Here is a 23,388-nt window from a genome sequence, read left to right as displayed (position 1 = left end):
GTTCAATTGGTAAGGGCCCAGTACGGATCATTCAGGTCGAAAAGGGCAGTGGCCTGCGCCGCACCTTGGGGCAGGGTGGGCGTGACAAGCACGCGGCTTTGGGTGTCAATCGTGGCGACCCAGATCGACGTCGTATTCTTGATGTCATGGCATGCCGCAAAACCTGCCGAGTGGGTGTTAACAAGCGTGATCTTTGCCGGGGGTGGCAGTTCTGCAAGCGTATCTTGAAGGTGTTCAAGCGTTGCGTCGTCGTCAAGCGTACGCAATGCGGCCTGTTCAAGGCGATCAATGATCGGGTGAACGGCTAGACATGCTGTCCACGCAGTCGCATCCATTTCAGCGGCAACGCACAAGGGAAACCGGCGGCCGACGCGATCGATACTGGGCATCATAAGGCCTGTCACAGCATGTGGTCCACACATGCCCGGCGATAGGGCAAAGCGCCAGATCGGTGCGCTAAGATAGCAGTCGTGCCAGCGTACGCCCATTGCGGTTTCACCCGCCATCAGCAGTGTCTGCATCCACTCGTCCCAGACAGAAACAAAGGGCTGCGACAGACCCCGCCGAACGAAATCGCCAACGCAGGGCATCTTGCCATAAAACCCGTATGCAGGTTGGTCTGTCATCACAACGAACTTGGACAGCTGAAACTGTCCAGCGCCGACACTGTGAACGGGTTCAACGCAGATCCTGCGCGAAGCTGGAAAATCGAGATCCGGCCACCCACGTTAAAGATCACTCGGTTGCGGTCTGACACGTTCGTGCGCCGCACCTCGGCCGTGTCAAGCAAGCGGAACCAGGCCCATGGGCCATCGCGCGTGATGGTGTTTTCAAGATCTGACCGCACAGGCGAAAACGCCACTCGCGTCCGCCCACTTGCCTGACCCGGCCATGTCAGTGCGGTGACCTGGGGCGGACCATGGGCATAGACCACGGATTGCCCTTCAATTTCCAGTGTGATCTGTTCGACATTTGGATCAAGCGCAACGGGCGTCAGGTCAAATGTCACTGATGGCAGACCGGGGGCCAAAAAGAAGCTGTCGCGGATCTCGGATGCCTTTTGAAACTGTGCGATTACGGCGTTTGAAATACCAATATCCACACCATTTACGCGCTTTACTCGCCAAGGATTTGTCGTGGTGTCGACAAAGGAAGTCAGGTTTTCATTGAAGAACGTATCAATCAGCCCACTTGGCCCGAAAAGCCGCCCGAAATCCTGCAATGCCACGTCTGATGCAGACTGGCGATTAAACGGATAGCGGCCGTCAATGGCCCGCTGGCAAAACGGTAGGACCTGCGCCTGCCATTTGGCGTTCAATTCTGTCCGCGCACCACCAACAGCAGCCCCGGATGACGCCGCCGAAACTTGCGTGGCCCATCGTTCCATTGGGCTGGGCAAACGACGGATTTCGGCCTGAAGGCGCGCTGCTGCATTATCGCCTTGGCCGACAATCGATGTTCCGAGATTTTGGCCAAGCGACAGACGGTTCAGTTCGTTATAAACATCTGTCATGATGTCGATGATTTGGTCAAGCTGTGATGGCCCACCGTCAAAGCCATCAACCAGCTCATGCAATCGGCTGAAGCGATCTTCGACAAACTGACCCGGCTTGCTTTGTGCTGCGCCACCTTCATCCGCAGGTAATGCGGATTCAATGGCAGCAAATATGGCGGCTTGCTGGGAATCCAGGCCTGAAAGCACTTCGTCCAATACAAAACCACCAGCGCTGGATGCGGCACCTTGGGCAAGGGCTTGATTATCAGGCAATCGCGTCAGCTTGGTTTCCTCAGAAACGGCCTCAAGGATATTGCGGATCGGGGATGTTGGGCCGGAAAGGATGTTCATGATGTCCGTCGCCTGGCCCAGACTTTCCACGGGGATGACATCAATATCAGCCAGAAGCTGGTCATAACGGTTTACGTAATCGTTTTCGTAAAGATCCAGAACATCGCGCGTGATCCGAGCAAGAGCCTGTGGCGTTGTCTCGGCCTGACCCCTGGGCCCCAGAAACCGGCTTTCTTTCTGAATACGCTCGGCCACGACCAGCACTTCGGGCAGGAAATAGGTGTGAAAACCGGTGTGGGTATAAACACCTTCGACGCCCACGCTAAGCGGTGTACCGGATGGCCGCAGCATCACACGCGATACCGCAGGCCCACCAATATCGGTAATGCGGAACGGGGCAAGCTGTTGTGCGGCCGGTGCATTGACGATGCTTTGATACGCCCGTTCAGCCAGCGGCGTTTCGGCCAGAATACCCTGGATCTGTTCGACCAGTGGACCGTTCAGCGCAATTTCCCGCATTGGCTGGTTCATCATTTCATCAAGATGGCCTGCAAGGTCTGCGCGCAGATCATTCTGGGCGGGAAACGCAATGGCCCAATCGGCCTGCATCCACTGCTTGACCTGGGTTTTATCCATTGGACCCTGAAGACCAAGCATCAGGTAAACTTTCAGAGCCTCAAACAGAAGGTCAGAGTTGTTCAGGTTCGCCTGCATCTGTTGCTCCAGCCGGAACAGCAAGCGGGGCAACAGTAAGCTGTTCAATGCACCGCGATACGATTGCGCCGTTTCACTGCCGATGGCGTCACCTTGATACAGGCCAAATGTCAGCGAAACGGGTGGCTTGGGATCATTCGCAGCCGGGTTGCCCGGCAGATCACGCAGAATATTCAGCGCGGGTACAACAGCGGGAATGTTCTGATCCGAAATGGGCGAACCAGGTATCTGTGCAGATACGTCTTGGAATTCTGAAACCTGTGTCTGTGCCGCGGAAATCAACGCGACATTGCCGCGATAGCTGTTCACCCAAAGCCCCACGACGCCGACAAAAGCCAGAATGCTTGTCGCGATGGCCCCGCGTGTGACCCAACGATAGCGCCGTTCAACCGCATCATCGGCTGATACGAGCCCCGCTTCGCGAAAGATCACACCGTTCAGCAGGCGTGTCAGGAAATAGCTGCGGCCCTGACCCTGTCCGGTGCCGATTGCCTGACGACCGATGCCAAAAGTCTGGGCCATGCCCATCATCAGCCGGTCGATTGGCATCCCTTCCTGCGTGCCAGAGGTGAAATAGACCCCGCGCAGCAGTTGGCTTTCCTCATAGCGGCTATCCTGAAAGACCTTGCCAAGGAATTCTTGGGCGACACCACGAAGCGACGCAATCTGCGACGGAAAGCCTGAAATAAGACTACGGCGCTGGTAATCAGTTTCTGCCTGCATCCGTTCCAGGCTTTGATTGCCAAGCTGTTCCAGAAGGGCGTCGAATTCAGCATTGAAAGCCCCCATTGATGGGCTGTTTTGCGTACCTTTTTCGAATGGCAGCGTAAAGCCCCAGACCTGTTCGCGCTGTTCGCTGCCCAGATTATCAAAGAATTCCTGAAAGCCGGCGATAAGATCTGACTTGGTGAAAAGTATATAGACCGGAAAGCGCACACCCAGGCGTTCGCGTAGCTCGTGCAGTCGGGTCCGGATCGCCTGTGCATGGTCTTGCCGCGTTTGTGCATCTTGTAACGACAGATCGGACAGGCTGATCGCGATCATTGCACCGTTGATTGGTTGGCGTTTGCGATGTTTTTTGAGCATGTCAAGAAAACCGGTCCAGGCCTTAGCGTCCGCTTCCTTGTCACTATCCTGGGTCGTATAACGCCCTGCGGTATCCAGCAGCACCGCTTCGTTGGTGAACCACCAATCGCAGTTGCGCGTACCGCCCACACCGCCAATCGCAGTCTTGCCCATACGTTCGGCCAATGGGAATTGAAGACCCGAATTGATGATCGCCGTTGTTTTACCAGCGCCGGGCGGGCCGATCATGATATACCACGGCAGTTGGTAGAGGTGACGTGACCCAAAACGACCACCCAGCTTGGATTTCTGTAGCATCACCAATGCATCTTTCATCCGCTGCCGCATTTCGCCCAGCTCTGCCTCGACAACAGCGTCGCCGGGATCTGTATCAATGGGCGTTGCGGTGATGGACTCGGTGATTTGATTATCACGGGCACGGCGGTTCAGAAGGATAACCAGAATCATGATAACCGTACCGGCCGAAAGTGCGCCAATTGCGATCAAGCGGTTGAAGACGCTGTCAAAAGGCCGGACATCTGCAATCGAAAGAAGCGGGCCGATAAACCAGATCGACAGCGCCAGGATCAGGCTAGACCAGATCAGAATACCGATTGTGCTAAGAAAGACGGATCGAATGATGCGGAGGAACATGATTAGTCTGCTTTCACTAGAATGACTTCGATGCGGCGGTTTTGGGCGCGCCCATCAGGGGTGTCGTTTGTGGCGATAGGTTCTTCGTCTGCGCGACCTTCGGCAGTAATCCGGCTTGGATCCGTCAGGGTTGTAGACATTTTGTCCATGACGGATTTTGCGCGCGCGAGCGATAAAAACAGGTTCGATGGAAAGCGCGCTGTGCGGATCGGAACATTGTCAGAATGCCCTGCCACGATGATGCGTCCGGGCTTGTCATTCAACGCATCAGCGACGCGGTTCACAATTTCAAGAAAGCGGGGTTCAAGCGTGTCTGAACCCGAACCGAACATGCCATTGCCCGAAATGCGGATCGTCAGAACATTACCGTTGTTCAGCACTGTGACCAGACCTTGTGCAATCTCAGGTGCTAAAAAGGTCTCAACCTCAACGGTTTCCGCGACTTCTTCGATCGTCGGAGGTGGTGGTGGAGGTGGGGGTGCGACACGCGCCAATTCAATAATACCATTGACGTTCAGAGCAGATAACTGGCCGCGCAACCGTTCGGTATCGGACGTCAGTGCAAAAGAAAATCCAAAAAAGGTCACGCAGATCGCGCCAATAGTCAGCCCGCCAATCAACCAGATTGGCATCCACGCTGATACCGGCCGATGCGCGATATCGACGCCTTTCCATCGGGGTGCCAAATCAGGTTCTATTTGCCCGCGATGCGCACGGATCAATCTGGCAAGACCGTCGCGGATGGACAGATGTTTTTCAGACCCACGGTTTTCGACCCGCAAACGGCCTTCGAAACCAAGACTAAGGCACATATATAGAAATTCCAGCAGGTCACGATTGACAGCTGGCTCTTTTTCCAAATGCGCCAAAAGGTCGAAAAACCGGTCACCGCCATGGGTTTCCTTGTGGAATGTGCCCACCATGCTTTGCTGTGCCCAAATGCTTTGGCCGCCCCAAGGGGTGTTCAGCACCACATCATCCACAGTCGCGCAGATCGCATACCGCGCGATCTTGACAGATTTAGCCGGAATACCCGCTTGTAGGGCTGTATTTTCGAATGCTCGGATTTCGGCGATCACACTATTACGCAGCTCTGCAGGATTTGCATGCTGCGACCGGTTTCGGATACGTCCGACAAGCGAAAAAAGCATCGATGCGGCGGCGTTCAAAGGGTTCATACCCGTCGCGGCCGTTCCGATTGCAACATTTGGCCCGGTCTGCGCGGGGGGTGGGGCGGGGCTGATCTGTTGTTGCTGAGGTGTTGCAGCTGGCACAGATCTTCGTCCGCCCGGGTTAGGTCGGATGACCGTTTTGTCCGTATCGGACGGTTCAGCAAAGGGATCGTCGTGGTTCATCATACGCTCCTTGGCGGGTGTCCGGGTTACCGGATCGCCCAAAGCTCCATTTCAAGGCCGGGGAAATCGCCGGAAACATGGACGGCAAGACCGCCTGAGGTTGCCATCTGCTTCCAGTATGGGCTTTCGCTATCCAGTTCGAAGTAAACGACGCCTGCGTGATAGGGCACTTGCCGCGGGGCGACTGGCAGCGGGCGCAGTTCGACGCCCGGCAATGCCGAATTCACAAGCTGCCGGATCTCTTCGACCGGGCCAAGTTTGGCTTGTGACGGAAAATGGCGGCGCACACTTTCGGGCGGCACGCTTGCCTTTGCGGCAAGGACGAAATTTGCCGATGTCAGCAGTCTTTTGTCTGTGATCATGGCGACCGATATCCCGTATTTACGCGGCTCTATCGGGATCGCGACAGCATTTTGTTCCAGAACCGCACTAAGATGCTGGCGAAGCGCACGAAAGACTGGCTGGAACACGTTGACAAGATCATCGTGGCGATAGATCGGGAATTCTGTTGATAATTTCTCGGGCGTCATAAAGGTTGCCAATTCACCTGCCAGCCCGACCAGAAATTGATAGATGCTGGCTGGATGCGCGTTCTCAATCGACAACAAATGCCGGACTTGCGGCAACACTTTGTTGACAGTGATCAACAGCAGAAAATCCGCAATTTCGGCAACGCCCTTGGCAGAACCAGTTTGGGTCAACCGACCGGCCAGCGCCTCTGCCCGATGGCTTAGAAGGCCCTCAAGTTCGCGCATAAAACCATGCAACGGCGGGGCCGCACGTACGTCAGTACAGGATGGAATGAATGATCGATCTAGGACGATCTCTTTGTCCGGTCTGACTTCGATAATGCGGGCAATTGGAATGACAAGCTGATCGGAAAGATCATCGACGTCCAGCGCAAATTGAATGCGCAACTTGCCCACAGCCATGTGAAGCGCCCGCTGATCACGCCCCATTGTATCTGTGATCTCGATCTCGGATGGCAGAAAGCGGGATGCAGATTGCGCAGCACCACTCATGTCAACCTCGACCGTGCCTTGCCTGCGGATCGGGATCGCCAGATAAACAACCGTGTTCTTGATGCCATCCGGTACGTCCAGGGCAGCTGGATGGTCGTCTGTCTGCGGTATGCGGAACGTCGCACCATCGGGTGTTAGGCCAACGCAGGATTTCACAGCGATCTTGCCCAGCTTGAGAAGCTCATCATCCAGCGTCAGTTCCTGAACACCCCAGGCATATGGCGCGACAGATGTCGCCACCCCAGCCACCAGAGATTCGACATATCGATCATGCTGCTGGAAATGGTGGGGCTGCAAAAACAACCCTTCCTGCCAGATGACTTTGCTGTCCCAAGACATGGTCAGATCACTCCTTTTGGAATCCGGATCGTCATCGGATCGTGACAGTGTTGCCGGTTACAGTGATCTGGACGGGATTTGCGGTGTTTGGGATCAGTGGCTTGACCGCAAGAAAGTTTGCACCATCGATATCGCGGAAGGCCGCGACCACACCAATCGCAGCGGGGGCCGTATTAAAACTGGCGGTATCTGTCACAGTTCTACCCGGTGCCAGCTGGAATTCATCGACCGTCACCAGATCAGCACCCAAGGTTTCTTCTGCTGCATTAAAGACAGCAAAGAAATCCGAGGATCTGAATATCGCGGGCGAATTCAGATAATAGACCTTGATTTTGGCTGGTGCGCCTCCATTCATGTTTGCCGCCCCCGTGATGCCAAGCTGTACCGTTGTCGGGGTAGGTACCTGGGTTGATGAGCATGCCGACAGTGCAAGCAATGCTAAGATACCAAAAGATATGCGAACTTTAGATAACATCTTGTTTCCTTTCATAATTTCTTCAATTGTTCTTCATAAGCACGTGCGAATTCCTTGCCGAAAGCAGATTGAAAATCATCCTCGGTTTGTCTTGCAATTTGTGCATAGGTTTTTTCATAGGCTTCCCAGTAACGCGCCTTTTTCCCGCCCAGCAGGTTGCCCAAGGTGGAACTTGCTTCGATACGCGCTGACAGCTGGTCGGGCCCAAGCCGCATCAGCAAGTCTTTCAACGCAGCTTCCATGCCGGACATCGTGGCAACTTCGTGTGCTTTAATGTCGTTCAGCGCTTCGGCTGTTGCTGTATCGGCATCAAGATAGCCACTAACCGATGGTCTGATCATGCTTTCGATGGCCTGCTCGGCACTCACGGAAAATTTCAGCGGGTTGTTTCCGCCTGCGTTGATCATGGTGCGATCCATGCGCATTTCGCTTTTGATCGAGGCACGAGTCATCAGAATATCACGCATGCCCGTAATCATCGCCGCCATAACCCGACCCATACGAGCCATTGTTTGTTCGATCTCGGCGGCAGGTATGTCGATATGCCCCGCACCCGCCGCATCCAGAAAAGCGCGCAAAGCGGCATCATGCACGTGGGGCGGCATATCAGGCTGTGACTGTGTCACTGGCTTTGAGGCGGCGCCTAAAGGCGCGTTATCAACGCTGGCATTTGTTGTTGGGCTGGTCTGTGTGGCGGGTGTCAGCAGCGAATCTTCCCAATTGTCCGGAATCGTCGGCATTGTTGAGTGTGGCGCTGAAAAATAATCTTGTGATGCCGCTGAATGATCCGGGGCGCTGGTCCCATCTGACAGACCTATTGGTGCAAGTGGTGTTGCAAAGGGATCATCCAGCATCATTCCGTCTTGCGAGGCAGGCAAGCTGTGGTGTGGATCTGGATCAACGGGTCCACCAAGCAAGTCGTCAAGAAAATCTGCGCCTGTGTCGCCCACATCATCAAGGGCGCTGATCGGGTTGTGGTTCGGCAGGGCATCTTTTGTGGGGCCGGGCGATACCGGCACATCATCCATAGGCGGAAGCGGGGCATTGAATTCTGGTGCGGCCGTGGCGCCGTTGCTGATTTCAACGACCAGTTCGAACGTACCGACAAGAATAACGTCACCATTATTCAGCGGGGTCGGAATATCATCCAATCGTTCAGAACCGTAGTTCAGAAATGTACCATTCGTGCTGATATCAAGGATAACATAATCACCGTTTCGCTTTTCCAGCACGCAATGCCGCTTGGACAGCGTCCGGTCTGGATCAGGCAGAACAAGATCGTTTTCTTCTCCACGGCCGATCGTCAGTGTTCCACCCATCATTTCGACCGAAGACTGCCCGCCGGGCAAGGCGCCTGAATTCTGGAAACGCAATAGAAGGCTCATGACTTTTATCCTCCGACCAGGACTGTGGGACAGCCCATTACGATGGCCCCACCATGGGAACAGGTGTCGCCCAACCGCGCCTGTGGTTTCTTGCCAGTCAGTACCTTGGTCGATCCTTTGATAATCATGTCTGGGGGGCCTACGCACACTGCCATGGCGGTTGCTGTGGCCGCAGGCATCTTACCAATCAGAACGGTCGGCACGGGTACCACGATGGGGCCGCCAACATGGGGGACAGGTCCGGTCATCATTGGGCAAACATGGGTATCGGCCACGCGGGCAGCTGGCATGGTCATTGCGCCACCTCAAACATCAAAGTGAACTCAGACCGGATCATTTGCATGACCTCCACTTTCTGTTGTGGCGGCCTTGGTCATGGCTGGTTTATCCATCCGTCCGTTCCCACCACGCGCAATATCAAGCGCGCGTTCCAACAGTAACCGGCCGTGGGTGTCGATCTGATCTTCGTCATGAAACAAGGACGTCAACGCCATGCTGAAAGCAGCCACACCAACAGCACCCGGAGGTGCTTCGTAGTCTTCGTGCTGTCCTGGCCCCAAGGTTCCATTTGCAAAGCTGGCCGCCATCGCACACAGAACCGTTTCATCTTCGTTATGTGCGGTATCAAGAGCTTCGCGCGCGCGCGTCCGGGTTTCTTCGCTTGGCTGCAGTACCCATGCCTCGGCGGCTTTTACAGAGGGCGTTAGCTTGCCATCAGGCAAGGTGTCACGGGCCGAAAGGCATGCCCACCAAGTTGCTTCCCGGGCGGGAAGAGCGTGGGCCAAAAGCTGAAGCATATCAATCAGCGCGCCCTTTGCATCAAGCTCTGACAAGACCTCGGCAACGGATGCATTCGCAGCTGCATCCACCGGCGTTTGCAGCACAACATTATTGTGCGCCATTGTTCTGGCAGCAGGGTGGTCAGGCACCTTTTTAAGTGCGCCGAAACGGGGATCAATCATCACGGCCACCCTTAATTAATCATCGTCAAGCTGCCCTTGACGTTCAGCAGACCCGAGGATTTCAATTGGGTCATGCCACCACCTTCAAGCTTCAGCATGCCAGCGCCTTTTAGGGCTGCTTGCCCCTTGCCCTCCATTTTCAGTTGACCACCGGCGGTCAGCTTTGCGGTTGCATCCGCCTTGATGTCGATCTGCGCCGACGAGATGGTGACTTTGGATGGCGTCATCTCGATCTTCGATCCACCGCAATTCAGGGTGATCTTGGATTTTGCCGTGATTTCCAGCGCAGATCCGACGTCAATTTCATATCCTTTTGAAATCACATCTGTTTTTGCGCCTTTGATGGAAAAATTCTGGTCTTGATCAACCGTCAATTTATCTGCGCCGCCAACAGTGGTGGTGCGTTTCTTGGCAATTTTAATGGTTTCTTCGCCTTTGGCGACGGTGAAACTGTGATCGCCTTCTTGGATCGTTTCTGTCTTGTCGCCATGGATGGTTTGCTTGAAAAAACCTTCTTTTTTATGTTCCAGACCAACGGTGATTTCAGCGTTATTCTTGATGATTTGTTTGAAATCACGTTCTGACTGCAGGCGGACGAATTCTGCATCTTTCTTATCTTCGAAAACCAGTTCGCTGAAACCGCCACCCCCTTTGGTCCGGTTTGTCTTGATCCCGGTTTGGGTCTGGTTTGACGGCAGATCATAGGGAACTTTCGTTTCGTCATTATAGACCATGCCGGTGATGATCGGGCGGTCAGGATCGCCTGCCTCAAACTGTACAACGACTTCCTGACCCACGCGGGGAATGCTGATCATGCCCCAGTTCTTACCGCTCCAGGGTACTGCAGTACGCACCCAGCAGGATGCGGTTTCGTCTTTTTTCCCTTCGCGATCCCAGTGAAACTGCACCTTTACGCGACCGTATTTATCGGTCCAGATCTCTTCGCCGCGCTTGCCGACAACGATGGCCGTTTGCACACCTGGGTTTTCGGGACGCGGTGTGATTTGGGGCGCGCGATACGGGTCGTTGATCGGCTGCACTTCGATGACACAACGATACATGTCCGAACTGTTCGAACGTTCAAAATCCAATGTCGGCCCAAGAATGGCATTGACAATTTCCTGGTCCAAAAGATCTGTATCGATCTGTAATTGGTGACGCGCCGAGATGACCAGATATTCGGCATTCTCTGCCTTGCGCGGATGCTTTTTCAATTTGAATTTCGCACCAACCGCCATCTGACGAACATTGCAGGCCGCGCGTGAACGTTGGCAATGCGCGGCATATCCTTCGACTTTGACACGGGCGTGATGTTCGCCTGTTCTGACATCGCCATGCCGGCCGGGATATTCATAAACCTCGTAAGAGTTATAGGCATGCTTACCTTTGGTTAAGGCCTTGACCGATTGCAGATCTGACTTTGGTTTTTCAAAATCGTAATCTTGCAATGTCACCTTACCGGTCTGAATGCTTTCGCTGCCACGCCATTCAAAAATGTGATCCTCATCGCGCTGATATTGCGCCCCACGATGGAAAAAATCGATCTCTCCATGATCCTCGACAGCTTTATGCGTACTTGCCTCATCTGTCAGGATCAGCGTTTCTTTAGTTTTATCGTGAGAGTGATAATAATAGATACCTTCTTCTTCCATCAGTCTGGAAATAAAGGCAAAATCGGTTTCCCTGTATTGAACGCAATATGTCCGTTTTGTATAAGAATGCTTAGTCTTATCCTTGAAATCAGAAAAGCCACGCTGTCCGAAGATTTCCTTGATGATATCAATGACAGACTTGTCCTGAAAAATCCGGCAATTCGATGTACGGGTCAAAAACCAAAGCCACGGCCGCACTGTCGCGCGGAAATATCCCTGTTCACCGTGCGACCCCAGATATTCGGTCGCAACGCAATGTCCTTGAAAATAACGGATCTTATCTTTGGGTGCGTCGATTTCCAGACACAGACGTTCCCCGACAAGTTTTTGCAAATCCAGATCAAGATCGGTCGACATGAATTCGATTTGGGTTTGCGTGATGCAGCTAAGACCTTCATCGACCTGGGCACGGATCAGCGAACCCTTTAGATTGTTGGGCAGCTTCAACTCTATTTGCCGACCCTTCAGGATGATGTCATTTGCCATCTTTTTTCTTTCTTGCTGCCGGGCGGTTTATGCGGCGTCCACAGGGCTGATTTGAACAATCTCATCTTTGCGTTCCAGACGTGTGATGATCGCCGGGTTGATCCCCCACAAAGCAGACAATTCAGTGCCTTGGGCTTGCAGAAATTCCGTCAGATGAAAGACGGATGTGAACATAACGCATTGAATGGGCGTCGGATAAGGACCAAGCCCCGATAACATCGCACTGAAATGCGGCTCTCCATCCAATAGCCAGTAAGAGTCGCCAGCTTGGGCAATGACCAAATGATCATCGTTAGGTTTTTCAGGAAAATCATTGGTATCGCGCATTACAATCCCTCCAGTAAGGCTGCCAGTTCGGGGTCAAGTTCTTCATCATCGTCGTCGTCGTCAGCAGCCTGATCGTCGTCATCAAAGCCAGCCAACAAATCATCCAGATCAATGTCATCGTCCGAACTGTCTTCGTCATCATCATCCAGATGATCAAACTCAGGCAGATCATCGTCCGTATCCATCGTGCTGAAGTCGACGTTCGTATCCTCTTCATCCGCACCGTCGGTCTGTTCAGATCCATCCGGGGTTTCATCTGGCTTGGCTGCTCCACCTATGCCCACATCGGATGTATTCGTTGTCATAGTGGACCCTGCACTTTGACCCCACGGTCCAGCCAGTTCACTTGCACCAAGCGCCTGAAAGGAGCCTTGGCGGACCTGATTTCGGCCTTTCATCGACAACAGCGGGATAAAACCGCGCGCGACGACATCGGCTGTGGTGCGGGTATTCAACAGCCGTTCGGTGCACGGCAGCGCGATCTGATCACCATATTGGTCTGTCATGTAATGAAACGGCATATCGTCAAGTGACATGATCTGCCCCAAACGCATCTTCTTTCCATGCTGGTTCACTGTTTCGGCCATCAAGATTGCAGACAGCACGACCGGGTTGGCCCACAACATACCTTTTAGGCCGCTGCGCAGATCGAACTCCTCAAACTCAAACGGATCAACAGGTTCAGTTTTCTGTCCATAGGGTAAACGCAGTAGAAAACGCGGGGCAGCCAGGCCAATATATTGCGCCTCGGGCAAAGCGCATAACGCATCCCAGGTCTTGCGAACCAACGGGTGTCGTTCATGTTTTGGTGTTTCCAGAAACTTGGGCGAAATTGCTGTCATGAACGGGGCGTTCATCCAAGCGGAAATCTTGGACATACGGGCCAGAAGTTCGGCGTGCGGCGGTGTTTCTTCCAGTGTATAAAGCCCAAAGACAGCCGACAGTGGCCCTTGCGCGTCATCCAGACGTGGTTCTTCGGCCAGCATTTGGAAAAGCCCGCTTTCGGCCAGATCGTCTTGCGCGGACAAATCTGCTGCCCATTCCTCGGCCGAGACATCGTAAAGAACGATCTCAAGATCAGCCCCGGTGTTCACGCGGCGTGCAAGCAATTCCAGCGACCGCCATGTCGACTCAAACGTCTGAAAATCCGGATGATGCAGGATCGCGCGCATTGCGCCAGAAAGGGCTGCGTCAATTGCGGTCAGCATGCTGTCTTGCGCAGGATCCGGGGCCGCTTGGACATAGGGGCCAACGATCCGTCCGATCAGTTCAGAGGCCGGGCTTGGCTTCGCAAGCTGCCCTTGCATGTCACCAATCAGTGCTTGAAATGCGCTTAGCTTACGATCGGCAGGTACAGCGTTTCCCTTGGCGCGCTTGCGCGAGGACAGGGTCTGCCCGCCAAAATCCCCAGCCCATCCTTGCATGTCTGCAATAGCTGCGGTCCCGTCACCCATGGCGACCTGTTGGCGCAAAGCTGATAGTTCTTCAAAAATGGCAACATTTTCATAAAGTTCATCGGGGTGCAGATCATCAATTTCATTCAGCTTGACCTCAACACCAGTGCCATCATTACCAATGGGCAGCACCAGCGTCGTTGCAAAACGGCTGATGACGCTATCCAGACTATCGACATCGAATTTGATCGGCTTGCGGTTTGCAAGACCCTGTCCGATTTCCAGGTTTCCGCGGCTGGCGCGCCCCGAAAAATCGCCAAGGATTGCGATGCGGAATTTTCCAGATATCTGATCCAGATCCGCAGGGCGTTCTGCCGACATCGTCCCAAATGGTTCATCGATGACTGTTTCGTCGTCTGTTTGCAGTGTATCATCTGCGCTGTCGGCTTCATCGCGAATTTCACTTATATCCAGCGTATCTTCGTCTTGACTGGTGGCGTCACTGTTTTGGTCCGGGTCGTTTTCTTTAATAAATTCGTCTAAACCCAGATCACCATCTATAACGGCGCTTTCGTCTTCCTGTTCGCCGTCGTCTGTATCAATGGGCGCATCCATACCAAGACTTTCATCGTCGGGTATGCTTGTGTCGGATACATCGGTGCCCGTTTCTGAAATCACAGTTTCCAGAATATCTGTCGTGCTTTCTGCCTGCATGGCATTTGCCGCCATATCGTCCGCAGCATTGGTTAATGCATCCAAAGCATTAGCCGTTTCAGATGGGGTATTGTCTTCGGTAATCGCGTCGGAAACCTGTCGTAATTCTTCAAAAGCCGCATCAACTTTGGCCTTTGTATTATCGGCGCTTGTCACATCAACCTTAGCAGCGCGCAGGCTTTCAAGCGCATTTTCCTTATCAATCGGATCTTCCCCAAACGTCGATATGTTGGCCATGGCCGCAAAAGACGCCGGGTCCGAAATCAACTTTCCAATCAGATCTTCCGCACCTGTTTTGCCGTCCATATAAGTTGCGAGATGTGCAAGCTGTGTGCGCGCCTCAAGCAGTTTGCTTAGCGGCTTAACCTTTTTGGCAATTGCAGCGGGCGAAAAATCATCCATTTGTTCAAAGTCAAGTTCAACAGACAGATTGCCCTGGCCGGTCAGCGTGTTTGGAACGTTGAAAGCGGCCCGCGGCTTGATGGCCTTCATTCTGTCATCAAAGTTATCAACATCTATCTCAAGAAATTTACGGTCAGCGACAGCTGGCAGCGGCTCGGCCGACTTGCCTGACAGATCGGACATAACCCCCATGATGAATGGCAACTGTACTTTTTTCTCAGCGCCATACAGCTCGACATCATATTCGATTTGCACGCGCGGCGCCCGGTTGCGCGCAACAAATTTCTGACCGCTATCCATCGGGGTTCTCCATATATCGGCCGATCGCGGGCATAGTTTCGCGCGAACCGGCCTTTTCTTTGTAAGAGGGGTTTAAAAATGACGGCGTGCCATCATTAACCAACAGGCGCGCCCATTCTCACCTGTTCTTCTTCAACAAGGGTTTCTAATTGCCCCACTGCGGCTTCGAACCAATCAGATAGTTCTGTTGGATCCTCAACGGCCAAGACGACATCTGTCACAAATGCTGCACCTGCCTGAATTTTCTTCCACTTATCAGTTTTCATATTTTCAAGTTCATTCAGAGCATCGTCAGTGTTTTTCTGGAAGTCCCGCCCACCATCTAGCTTTGTGTTCAGGTTGCTTATCTTAGAAAGGAGATTATTCACTTTTGTCTCAATGGAAGTGATTTGTTTTTTGACTTTTGCCGATGACTTTCCTTCGGGCGTTTTGGAAATCTTTTGCATCTGTTTTAGAAGCTTATCCAACGCGCCAGACATAGTGTCTGCTTTTTGATCTATATCTATGAGTTTATTAAGATAAATCTTATTGTCGGCTTTAACCGAACTGATTGTCTTGGTGTAATCAGAGCCGAAAACCTTGTTCAGAATAGTTTTGCCAGTTTCCTTAGCACCAAGAGCATTTTTCTTGTTTGCGTTGTAGCTTTTTTGAAGCTTTGCTAGATTTTTAGTAATATTTTTCTGAGTTTTGTCAGCGTCTTTGGCAAGTTTTGCAATCAGACGACCCATCCGAAAGGTCACTCTGGCCAATTCAAGAGAAGCCGGAATAAGAGCAAGCCCACCGGTACCGACAGCTGAAACAGCCAGACCTGTCAATTCAATGGCATCTTTTGCGATTTTCATGCCCATTTTAATCTTGAAGGCTTGCAGTTCGGCTTGGTCTTTTTGCATCTGTTGCCAGACCATATTGGCAGCGGCCACACCTTTTTTCTCAAGATCTGCCAGTTGTTTTTTTACTGATATTTCAAGTTTTTGAATGATCTTATAGCGTTCGTCGGGGTCTGGGGTGCGTACATATATCTTATCAAAAACCATCAAATCTTTTGCGATTTTGTCGACTGTAGCATTATAAACCTTACCTGCGGCAAGGGTTAGTTTTTCCTGAACCCGTGGTTGTTTAACGGCTTTGAAAACTTCATCATCGACAACGGCCACGCATTTGCAAAGAACCTTGCCTTTCACTTCAATGCCTTTTGGCTTCACCCGTTCGATAAGCATTTTCCGGATGTCGTTTTCGATCAAAACTAAATTAGTAGCCATCATTTTCTCCTATTTTCAAAATGCGCGCTCTGTAAGATACGGCTATCGTCATGGCGTGTTTGTTTGCGGCGAAAATGGATTGATCATCCTGTCCGCCTTGTGTCGTCTAATAAGTGCCGAAAAATCGCCGTAAGGTTCGTATGGTCAGCAGAAATTTCTAATTTTCCTGATCGCCTCAGGAAAACCCATAGGTGAAATCCCCGTCAGCCACATCAATCGCCACGCGTTTGACCGTTTCACCATCCAGCATGCGGGTCAGAAACTCGGTCGAGATTGCAGGCAGCATTGTGTTGGTCACGATGGCGTCGATCATGCGTCCGCCACTTTCCAATTCCTGACATCGTGACACAATCGTATCGACCACGCCGTCGGTATAGGTGAACGGCACTGAATAGGTGTCGTGGACGCGCTGTTCGATCCGGCCCAGTTGCAGCCGTGTGATGGCGCCGATCATATCGGGGTTCAGCGGGTAATACGGAATTGTGACGATCCGACCCAGCAATGCCGCGGGGAAAACCTTCAACAACGGGTCGCGCAGGGCCTTGGTCACACCTTCGGGGTCTGGCATAAGTTCAGGGTCGGCGCAAAGATCCATGATCACGTCCGACCCCACATTTGATGTCAGCAGGATCAGCGTGTTGCGAAAATCGATCATGCGCCCTTCGCCGTCTTCCATCATGCCCTTATCGAAGACCTGAAAGAAGATCTCGTGCACATCGGGGTGGGCCTTTTCAACCTCGTCCAACAAGATGACAGAATACGGTTTGCGGCGCACCGCTTCGGTCAGCACGCCGCCTTCGCCATAGCCGACATATCCGGGGGGTGCGCCTTTCAGACTGGAAACGGTATGGGCCTCTTGATATTCGGACATGTTGATGGTGATGACGTTCTGTTCGCCGCCATAAAGTGTTTCAGCAACAGCCAGTGCCGTTTCGGTTTTGCCCACGCCGGATGTTCCGGCCAGCATAAAGACACCGATAGGTTTTGACGGGTTGTCCAACCCTGCGCGTGATGATTTGACCCGCTTGGCGATCATCTCCATCGCATGATCCTGTCCAATCACCCGTTTCGACAGATGTTCCGCCAAGTTCAAAACTGTCCGCATTTCATCCTTGACCATGCGGCCGACAGGAATGCCCGTCCAATCCGCGACCACCGTTCCAACCGCATGGGCATCGACAATTGGCAACATCAGCGGGGTTTCCGCCTGCAATTCGGCGAGTTCGGCCTGTTTGGATTTCAATTCTCTTAGTGCCGCGTCGCGATTCTGTCCGGTCAGGGCAGTGTCTTCCGGTGGTGTATCAGCCGCCTGATCGTCATCAACAACACCGCCCCCTGCGCGTAACTTGGCGCGCAGATCAAGAACTTCAGCGACCAGTGCTTTCTCGGCGTCCCAACGGGCGGTTAGATCTTTCAGGCGATCGTTTTCTTCAGCCAAGTTGGCCATGACCTGAACACGCCGGTCTTCAACATCCGATCCTGCTGTTTCGTCACGTTCGATGATCTGCAACTCAGTCTGAAACGCATCAATGCGGCGCTGGCAATCATCCACTTCTGCGGGCATCGCATGCAGACTGATCGCAACACGAGCACAGGTCGTATCAAGGACACTGACCGATTTGTCAGGTAACTGGCGCGCCGGGATATAGCGGGCTGACAGTTTCACCGCCGCCTCAAGCGCTTCGTCAAGGATCTGTACCTTATGATGACGCTCAAGCATCGACGCGATGCCGCGCATCATAAGGATGGCCTTGTCTTCATCGGGTTCGGCCACCTGAACGACCTGAAAGCGGCGGGTCAGGGCGGGATCTTTTTCAATATGCTTTTTATATTCCGCCCAAGTCGTTGCGCCAATGGTCCGCAACGTACCCCTAGCCAACGCAGGCTTGAGCAGATTGGCCGCATCGCCCGTACCCGCTGCACCACCCGCGCCAACCAGCGTATGAGTTTCATCCACAAACATCACGATGGGAACGGGGCTTGCCTGAACTTCATCAATGACAGTCTTAAGCCTGTTCTCAAACTCGCCCTTCATCGACGCGCCAGCCTGTAACAAACCGACATCAAGCGACAGCAGGCGCGCAGCGCGCAACGCGGGCGGCACATCACCGCGCACGATTCGAAGCGCGAAGCCTTCGACCACGGCTGTTTTGCCAACCCCCGCTTCGCCAGTCAGGATCGGATTGTTCTGGCGGCGACGCATCAATACGTCGATCAGCTGGCGGATTTCATCATCACGCCCAACAATGGGGTCAATTTCGCCCATTCGCGCCTTTTCGGTCAGATCGGTGCAGAACTGGGCCAACGCTTCCCCGCCTTGCATCTGCGGTGGCATTGCAGATGATGCCTGACCGGGTTCATCGCTTATGCTGGTTCCATCCTGCGCACACAGACCTTCTTCGGGAGAGCCACTGACGGCGTCGTCGAAGTGGTCTGTTAAATGCTCGGCCTTTAACTTTCCAAATTCAGGCGAAATTGTCGTCAGCACATTGCGCAAACCCGCTGTTTTCAGCATGCCAAGCATCAGATGTCCGGTGCGCACTTGGCTTGATCCATACTTTAACGAAGCATAGATCCACGCGCGCTCTACGGATTCCTCTAGATGTGCTGACAGGTCAGAAATTGCCGTGGCCCCCCGCGGAAGTGTATCAAGGGTGCGCACGATATCACTGGCGATACGCGCTGCATCCAGTTCGTAAAACTGAATGATCCTGTGCAGATCACTGTCCTGACTTTGCAGGATTTGATGAATCCAGTGAACCAGTTCGACATAAGGATTGCCCCGCATTTTGCAAAATACGGTGGCACTTTCGATGGCTTGGAACCCAGGTTTATTTAGCTTACCAAACAGCGCAACGCGGCTAATTTCAGACATATCGTTCTTCTTTCTTTTCGGGCCCAGATCACAAAGCGTGCTGTGTAGGGGGTGTCAGATAAAGATCAGCGGCATTCCGGTCTGGGCGTTTTCCAATCCAGCTGGTCAGGCCCAGATCGCCGGACTGTCCAAGGATCATCTGCGGAACCTCGGCCGCCTCAAGAACCAGATTTACGTCCCATTCCAGCGTGTCGCCGACATAGTTACGGATGATAGCGGCAAGGCGTTTGAAACTTTCCCCGCCGGGCAAAAGCCGTTTGTAATCATCCAGTGCCAAAGGGCCGATGCGAATGCGAAACTTCGCCTCGCGCGACCACACCTTGTCGCCCAAACTGGCGCTGCGACCCAATGCGACACTGCCTAATTGACCACGATCATGCGGTTCAAGTTGCAGCCAGCTGCCCACAAAACTTTCGATCACAATATCTGTCTTGAAAAATTGTGATATGATCGCCTCAAGGCCTGCCTCATTGCGTGTGGAACTTGCCAACAGGCCAGAAAAATGACGCTTGGCCAAATCTGGCATCGCGTCCCGGCAGTCAAACGTAGGACCGGACATGCCAGAAAGAGCCGCCACTTTACCGTCAAACGGATCATCATCTGGCCGGTCAAAACATGACGCAGGCTGACCACTGGCCCAAGCCCGATACAGCAGCGAAAACATGCGATGATGAAACATATCGGCAAATGCGATAAACGTCGGATCACCATGGTTGCGCTTTCGATCGCGCGCATATTCCGTAATGTGCAGCGGGAAAGCACCATTCGGGCCAAAAAGACCGAAAAACCTTTGGCTTAGCTGGTGGGCGCCGCCGTCTGGATCCTGCTCAAACGCCGCGATTGACGATGTTGGAAAAGCAAGTTCGGCCGCTTGTGTCAGCCTGACGGGATCTTCGCTTGGCCGTCTGGACCGACCAAGTCGGGGCCGGTCTGGATGGGCGGCCTCGATCAGTCGCAAGGCATGAAAAATGTGGTGGGAATGGGGGGTGTCACCAAGCGCTTGCAAGCGCGTCAGATCAGAACCCGCCTTCCGCTTCTGGCTGGCCATCTGGTAATGTCCCCGCGTTGTTGTGAATGAATGACGGTCTCGGTGAAACTGTTCAGCGCGACGTATTTGGCAAAGAATGCCTCAAGGACAGCGCCAAGAAGATAGCATCCGGTGCCTTCGAAAAAACTTTCATCAAAGCCCACCTTGATCTCAATGCCACGGACGGCAGTTGACAGGACGTCTTCTGCCATACGCCGTACGATGGGGCGGGACACGACCGTGACAAGGCCCTCCATCTGTTTGATCAATGTCGGATCACCAAGGGGCGTGTAAAGCCCCACAATCTCGCGCAGTGCGGCGGCCGCCTGTCCCCGATCCGCGTCAGCAATCGAAAGATAATTCAAGCTAAGATGGCTGATCAGTTGCCATGCCTGCTGACCGTCGGCCAAACTGGGGTTGGGCTTGGTTGGCGGCACGATGGCGCGCACTTCTGTCACAGGACCCCCTTCAGGCAAAGTGAAATCTGTCCCATCTGATCCGATTGGTGTAAGCATCGGCAGGTCCCGATTGGTACACAGCGCCTTTATGGCAAGCTGTTTGATGGAACCAGGATAGGGGGCCTGCGTGCGATCTGTCAGAGACAAGTAAATTTCCGAGCCCAGATATGACGTCCGTGCGCCTTTCAAACGCTGCTTTTCAGAGCGTTGCCGCATTCGCCGTCTCTGACTGTAATACGCTTTATGCGTTTCGCCGTTGGGCGTAAAATCCTGAGCGCTGTAAAAGGGCCGAAAGGCTATATCATCCATGCCTTCACCACTGATACCGGTTACAGTCTCAAGTTGATAAATTTCAAAATCAAGCGGTGCGGTGCGGTCAACAGTGACATGATGATCGACTTCGGTTCCACTGATATGCATCCGGTCGCAGCGCTTCGAAAACAGGTTAATGGCAGGGACAGCATCCAGCTCAAAGCTGGTCTCATTAATCGTTTTCAGGGCCGGGTTTCCGTCACGCAGCAACACATAGATGTCTATGGTATCGCCTTGCACCCGCTGGATCGCGGGACGCAGATTGCCCAATTCGATAAAGAAAAACCGCTGCGGCATCGCAAAATATTCCTGCAACAACCGATACCCGTCAAAAGATTGCCCCGGCGTTGGCAAAAGCGCTTCGGTGGCATCAAAACCGCGTGGGCGGATCGACGCACCAAGGTATTCCGCCCAATCAGCCCGTCGGTCGGTTGATCGGCCTGCAATACCCACGCCCTGCCCAAGCAGTGCTTCATAAAGTCGCCATGGTTCGGCGGCAGCACCGGACAAATACAACGTCAACTGATCAATGGGCAGTTCTGAAATCGTGGCTCCGTCAGTGCGACGGATACGCAAACGCACAGCGGCCTTGGCCGGGGTATATTTCGCCAGACCTGCCGCAACTAAGTCACTTCGCCCATCGATGTATTCTGCCTCGGTCACCTCAAGCGGCCAAAGTGTCGTATCTTGAGATGTGGTGAAAATACAGGCTGTCTGCTCGCCTTCGCGGACACGACCGCGCAGTTGTGTGCCCCGCGCCAATGTGAACCCTTCATCAAGGTTACCCTGTGCGGCATCGGCTTTAAGCCTGGCAATCATCATCGAAGGGATCGGCGCCAGAAAATGCGGATAGACAATCTCAAGCAAGTTCTGAGTGAAGACCGGGTATTGCTGTTCCAGCTCAAGCTGCACACGAGCGGCAAGAAACGCAAAGCCTTCCAGCATCCGTTCGACGTATGGATCAAGAACCTCAAGCTGTTCCATGCCCAAACGACCCGCGATCTTGGGATAGGCGGTTGCAAATTCACCGCCCATTTCGCGAATGAATGCCAGTTCCTGTTCATAATGTTTCAGCAGCCGCGTATCCATATCCGTCAGCCTTGCCTGTTCAGTTTGACTTCGCCGGTCGTCACATCAAGTGCCGTCCGAAGATACAGATCGACGGGTACGGGATCGGCCCAAAGTTCGGCGCGGATTTCGAATGATATGATTGCACCCGAACCAACTGCCTCTTGCCGCATATCAACCACAAGCGTTTCAGTCAGAAGGCGCGGTTCAAAGGCTTCTATTGCAGCACGGATTGCCTGACGGATCTCGTTCGCCCGTCCTGTTGTCGCCGTAGATCCAGATATATCGCTGATACCATAGTTCAGGACCGATCTGGCCACGTTCGGATAAAGCTCCAGATCATGTTCGGCTTCCATGTTTGATGTATTAAGCAACCACCCCAGATCACGTTGAATGATGTCGCGCAGTCTGCTGACATCGATAATCCAGTTGGATGCAGGTTCGGTTTTCTTTTCTGGCGCATCATCGGTCAATCTATCCAGCAAAGATGGCTGAAGCCGTTCTTTCAACATGGAATCAGCCATGATGCGAAACCGGTATATCAAGATCATCGGCCACTACCGGGGCGTCACCAAGCGCCATTTCACGGATGTCCAGCAGGGCAAAGTCCTGCATATCGCTTACCAGCATTCGCTGGCCCAGCCCTGCCTGTACATTATCACCGTCGCCGGACCAGCCGGTTGCACGTGACAGCATATAAGACGGATCGCGTGATTGTACCGACCCGACATATCGGGTGGGGATCAAGACGATACCATCACCACCATTCGACCATGTGATCGTCGCTGGTGTCCAAACCGCATCGCGCAAATCAGCAGGCGGCTCAATGACGATACGATGAATTGCGGTAAAGGGGACCCAAAAATACTTGCCGTCAACAATGATCTCAAGGATCGGCCCCAGTCGGGGATCAGCATCCGCAATCCAGTTAAATGCTGTGCCGTTCAAGGTACCCGAAATCGTTGGGGCTGCATCAAACGCCTTTGCGCGCAAATCATAAGCTGCACTTACATCCCCTTGTGCCTGCAGTTTGATAGCCTGAACCAGCCACGCGATCCAATCTTGGGGTTTCCCAAAAATCAGTGGTATGTGCTGTCCGCTAAATACTTTTTCGCGATGGACCTCACAGATGATCGCTTCGCGGTACATCTGGGCCATTGTTCTTGCAGCGGGATCAAGTGTGGCACATGTCTTCAGCTGCATGATCGCCCGTGTCCAATCGCCCTGAATGCAAAGCAACTGAAACAGAAAAACGCGCAGGCGGGCATCCTGGGGTGATTTACGAATACTCTCCTGCAAGGCAGACAAAGCTGCGTCAAGATCACCTTGTTTAAGAAGGTCTTCGGCTGTCATGGCG

17 protein-coding genes and 1 pseudogene are annotated in these 23,388 nt (G+C 53.2%); all 18 read right to left on the bottom strand.

The annotated features are described in order from the left end of the window. Positions 1–2: 2 nt before the first annotated feature. The 18 genes and pseudogenes from tagF to HRQ87_RS02585 all read right to left on the bottom strand — a co-directional run bounded on the left by tagF (position 3) and on the right by HRQ87_RS02585 (position 23,384). Complete coding sequence (gene tagF, locus HRQ87_RS02665) at positions 3–626, bottom strand: type VI secretion system-associated protein TagF (RefSeq protein ID WP_174134924.1); 624 nt, start codon at positions 624–626, stop codon at positions 3–5. Further along, positions 626–4,219 (bottom strand): type VI secretion system membrane subunit TssM, encoded by a 3,594-nt coding sequence (tssM, locus tag HRQ87_RS02660; RefSeq protein WP_174134922.1) that lies wholly within the window; start codon positions 4,217–4,219, stop codon positions 626–628. The genes tagF and tssM overlap by 1 nt, the downstream gene beginning before the upstream one ends. 2 nt (positions 4,220–4,221) lie before the next feature. Then, complete coding sequence (gene tssL / locus HRQ87_RS02655) at positions 4,222–5,574, bottom strand: type VI secretion system protein TssL, long form (RefSeq protein WP_174134919.1); 1,353 nt, start codon at positions 5,572–5,574, stop codon at positions 4,222–4,224. 26 nt (positions 5,575–5,600) lie between these two features. Then, a complete protein-coding gene (gene tssK / locus HRQ87_RS02650) occupies positions 5,601–6,935 on the bottom strand; it encodes a type VI secretion system baseplate subunit TssK (RefSeq protein WP_174134917.1) in 1,335 nt (444 codons plus the stop codon). 31 nt (positions 6,936–6,966) lie between these two features. Beyond that, positions 6,967–7,410, bottom strand: coding sequence for a type VI secretion system lipoprotein TssJ (tssJ, locus tag HRQ87_RS02645; protein ID WP_174134915.1), 444 nt, complete (start codon positions 7,408–7,410; stop codon positions 6,967–6,969). Positions 7,411–7,421: 11 nt separating this feature from the next. After that, positions 7,422–8,795, bottom strand: a complete 1,374-nt coding sequence (tagH, locus tag HRQ87_RS02640; RefSeq protein WP_174134913.1) for a type VI secretion system-associated FHA domain protein TagH — start codon at positions 8,793–8,795, stop codon at positions 7,422–7,424. A gap of 5 nt (positions 8,796–8,800) precedes the next feature. Next, complete coding sequence (locus HRQ87_RS02635; protein WP_174134911.1) at positions 8,801–9,091, bottom strand: PAAR domain-containing protein; 291 nt, start codon at positions 9,089–9,091, stop codon at positions 8,801–8,803. A gap of 27 nt (positions 9,092–9,118) precedes the next feature. After that, positions 9,119–9,757, bottom strand: a complete 639-nt coding sequence (locus tag HRQ87_RS02630; RefSeq protein ID WP_217430352.1) for a DUF6931 family protein — start codon at positions 9,755–9,757, stop codon at positions 9,119–9,121. A gap of 11 nt (positions 9,758–9,768) precedes the next feature. Continuing rightward, a complete protein-coding gene (locus tag HRQ87_RS02625; protein ID WP_174134909.1) occupies positions 9,769–11,895 on the bottom strand; it encodes a type VI secretion system Vgr family protein in 2,127 nt (708 codons plus the stop codon). A 27-nt stretch (positions 11,896–11,922) separates the two neighbouring features. Next, on the bottom strand, positions 11,923–12,222 hold the full coding sequence (locus tag HRQ87_RS02620; protein ID WP_174134907.1) for a hypothetical protein: 300 nt from the start codon (positions 12,220–12,222) through the stop codon (positions 11,923–11,925). Beyond that, positions 12,222–14,231, bottom strand: a complete 2,010-nt coding sequence (locus HRQ87_RS20145) for a type VI secretion system contractile sheath domain-containing protein (RefSeq protein ID WP_343035133.1) — start codon at positions 14,229–14,231, stop codon at positions 12,222–12,224. Before HRQ87_RS20145 ends, HRQ87_RS02620 begins: the two co-directional genes overlap by 1 nt. 330 nt (positions 14,232–14,561) lie before the next feature. After that, positions 14,562–15,032: pseudogene (gene tssB / locus HRQ87_RS20140) on the bottom strand (type VI secretion system contractile sheath small subunit); the annotation flags it as partial. Positions 15,033–15,127: 95 nt separating this feature from the next. Then, positions 15,128–16,291: a hypothetical protein gene (locus tag HRQ87_RS02610; RefSeq protein WP_174134903.1), complete on the bottom strand. Its 1,164-nt coding sequence runs from the start codon at positions 16,289–16,291 to the stop codon at positions 15,128–15,130. A gap of 175 nt (positions 16,292–16,466) precedes the next feature. Next, positions 16,467–19,166 carry a type VI secretion system ATPase TssH gene (gene tssH, locus HRQ87_RS02605; protein WP_174134901.1) on the bottom strand — a complete coding sequence of 900 codons (2,700 nt, stop codon included), beginning with the start codon at positions 19,164–19,166 and terminating at the stop codon, positions 16,467–16,469. 28 nt (positions 19,167–19,194) lie between these two features. Further along, on the bottom strand, positions 19,195–20,214 hold the full coding sequence (tssG, locus tag HRQ87_RS02600; protein WP_174134899.1) for a type VI secretion system baseplate subunit TssG: 1,020 nt from the start codon (positions 20,212–20,214) through the stop codon (positions 19,195–19,197). Next, positions 20,178–22,052: a type VI secretion system baseplate subunit TssF gene (tssF, locus tag HRQ87_RS02595; RefSeq protein ID WP_174134897.1), complete on the bottom strand. Its 1,875-nt coding sequence runs from the start codon at positions 22,050–22,052 to the stop codon at positions 20,178–20,180. Before tssF ends, tssG begins: the two co-directional genes overlap by 37 nt. A 5-nt stretch (positions 22,053–22,057) precedes the next feature. Then, positions 22,058–22,555 (bottom strand): type VI secretion system baseplate subunit TssE, encoded by a 498-nt coding sequence (gene tssE, locus HRQ87_RS02590; protein WP_174134895.1) that lies wholly within the window; start codon positions 22,553–22,555, stop codon positions 22,058–22,060. Next, complete coding sequence (locus tag HRQ87_RS02585; RefSeq protein ID WP_174134893.1) at positions 22,548–23,384, bottom strand: type VI secretion system accessory protein TagJ; 837 nt, start codon at positions 23,382–23,384, stop codon at positions 22,548–22,550. The genes tssE and HRQ87_RS02585 overlap by 8 nt, the downstream gene beginning before the upstream one ends. Positions 23,385–23,388: the final 4 nt, after the last annotated feature.

Source organism: Parasulfitobacter algicola (assembly GCF_013315265.1).
Lineage (GTDB): Bacteria > Pseudomonadota > Alphaproteobacteria > Rhodobacterales > Rhodobacteraceae > Parasulfitobacter > Parasulfitobacter algicola.
This window is presented reverse-complemented; position numbering and strand designations above follow the sequence as displayed.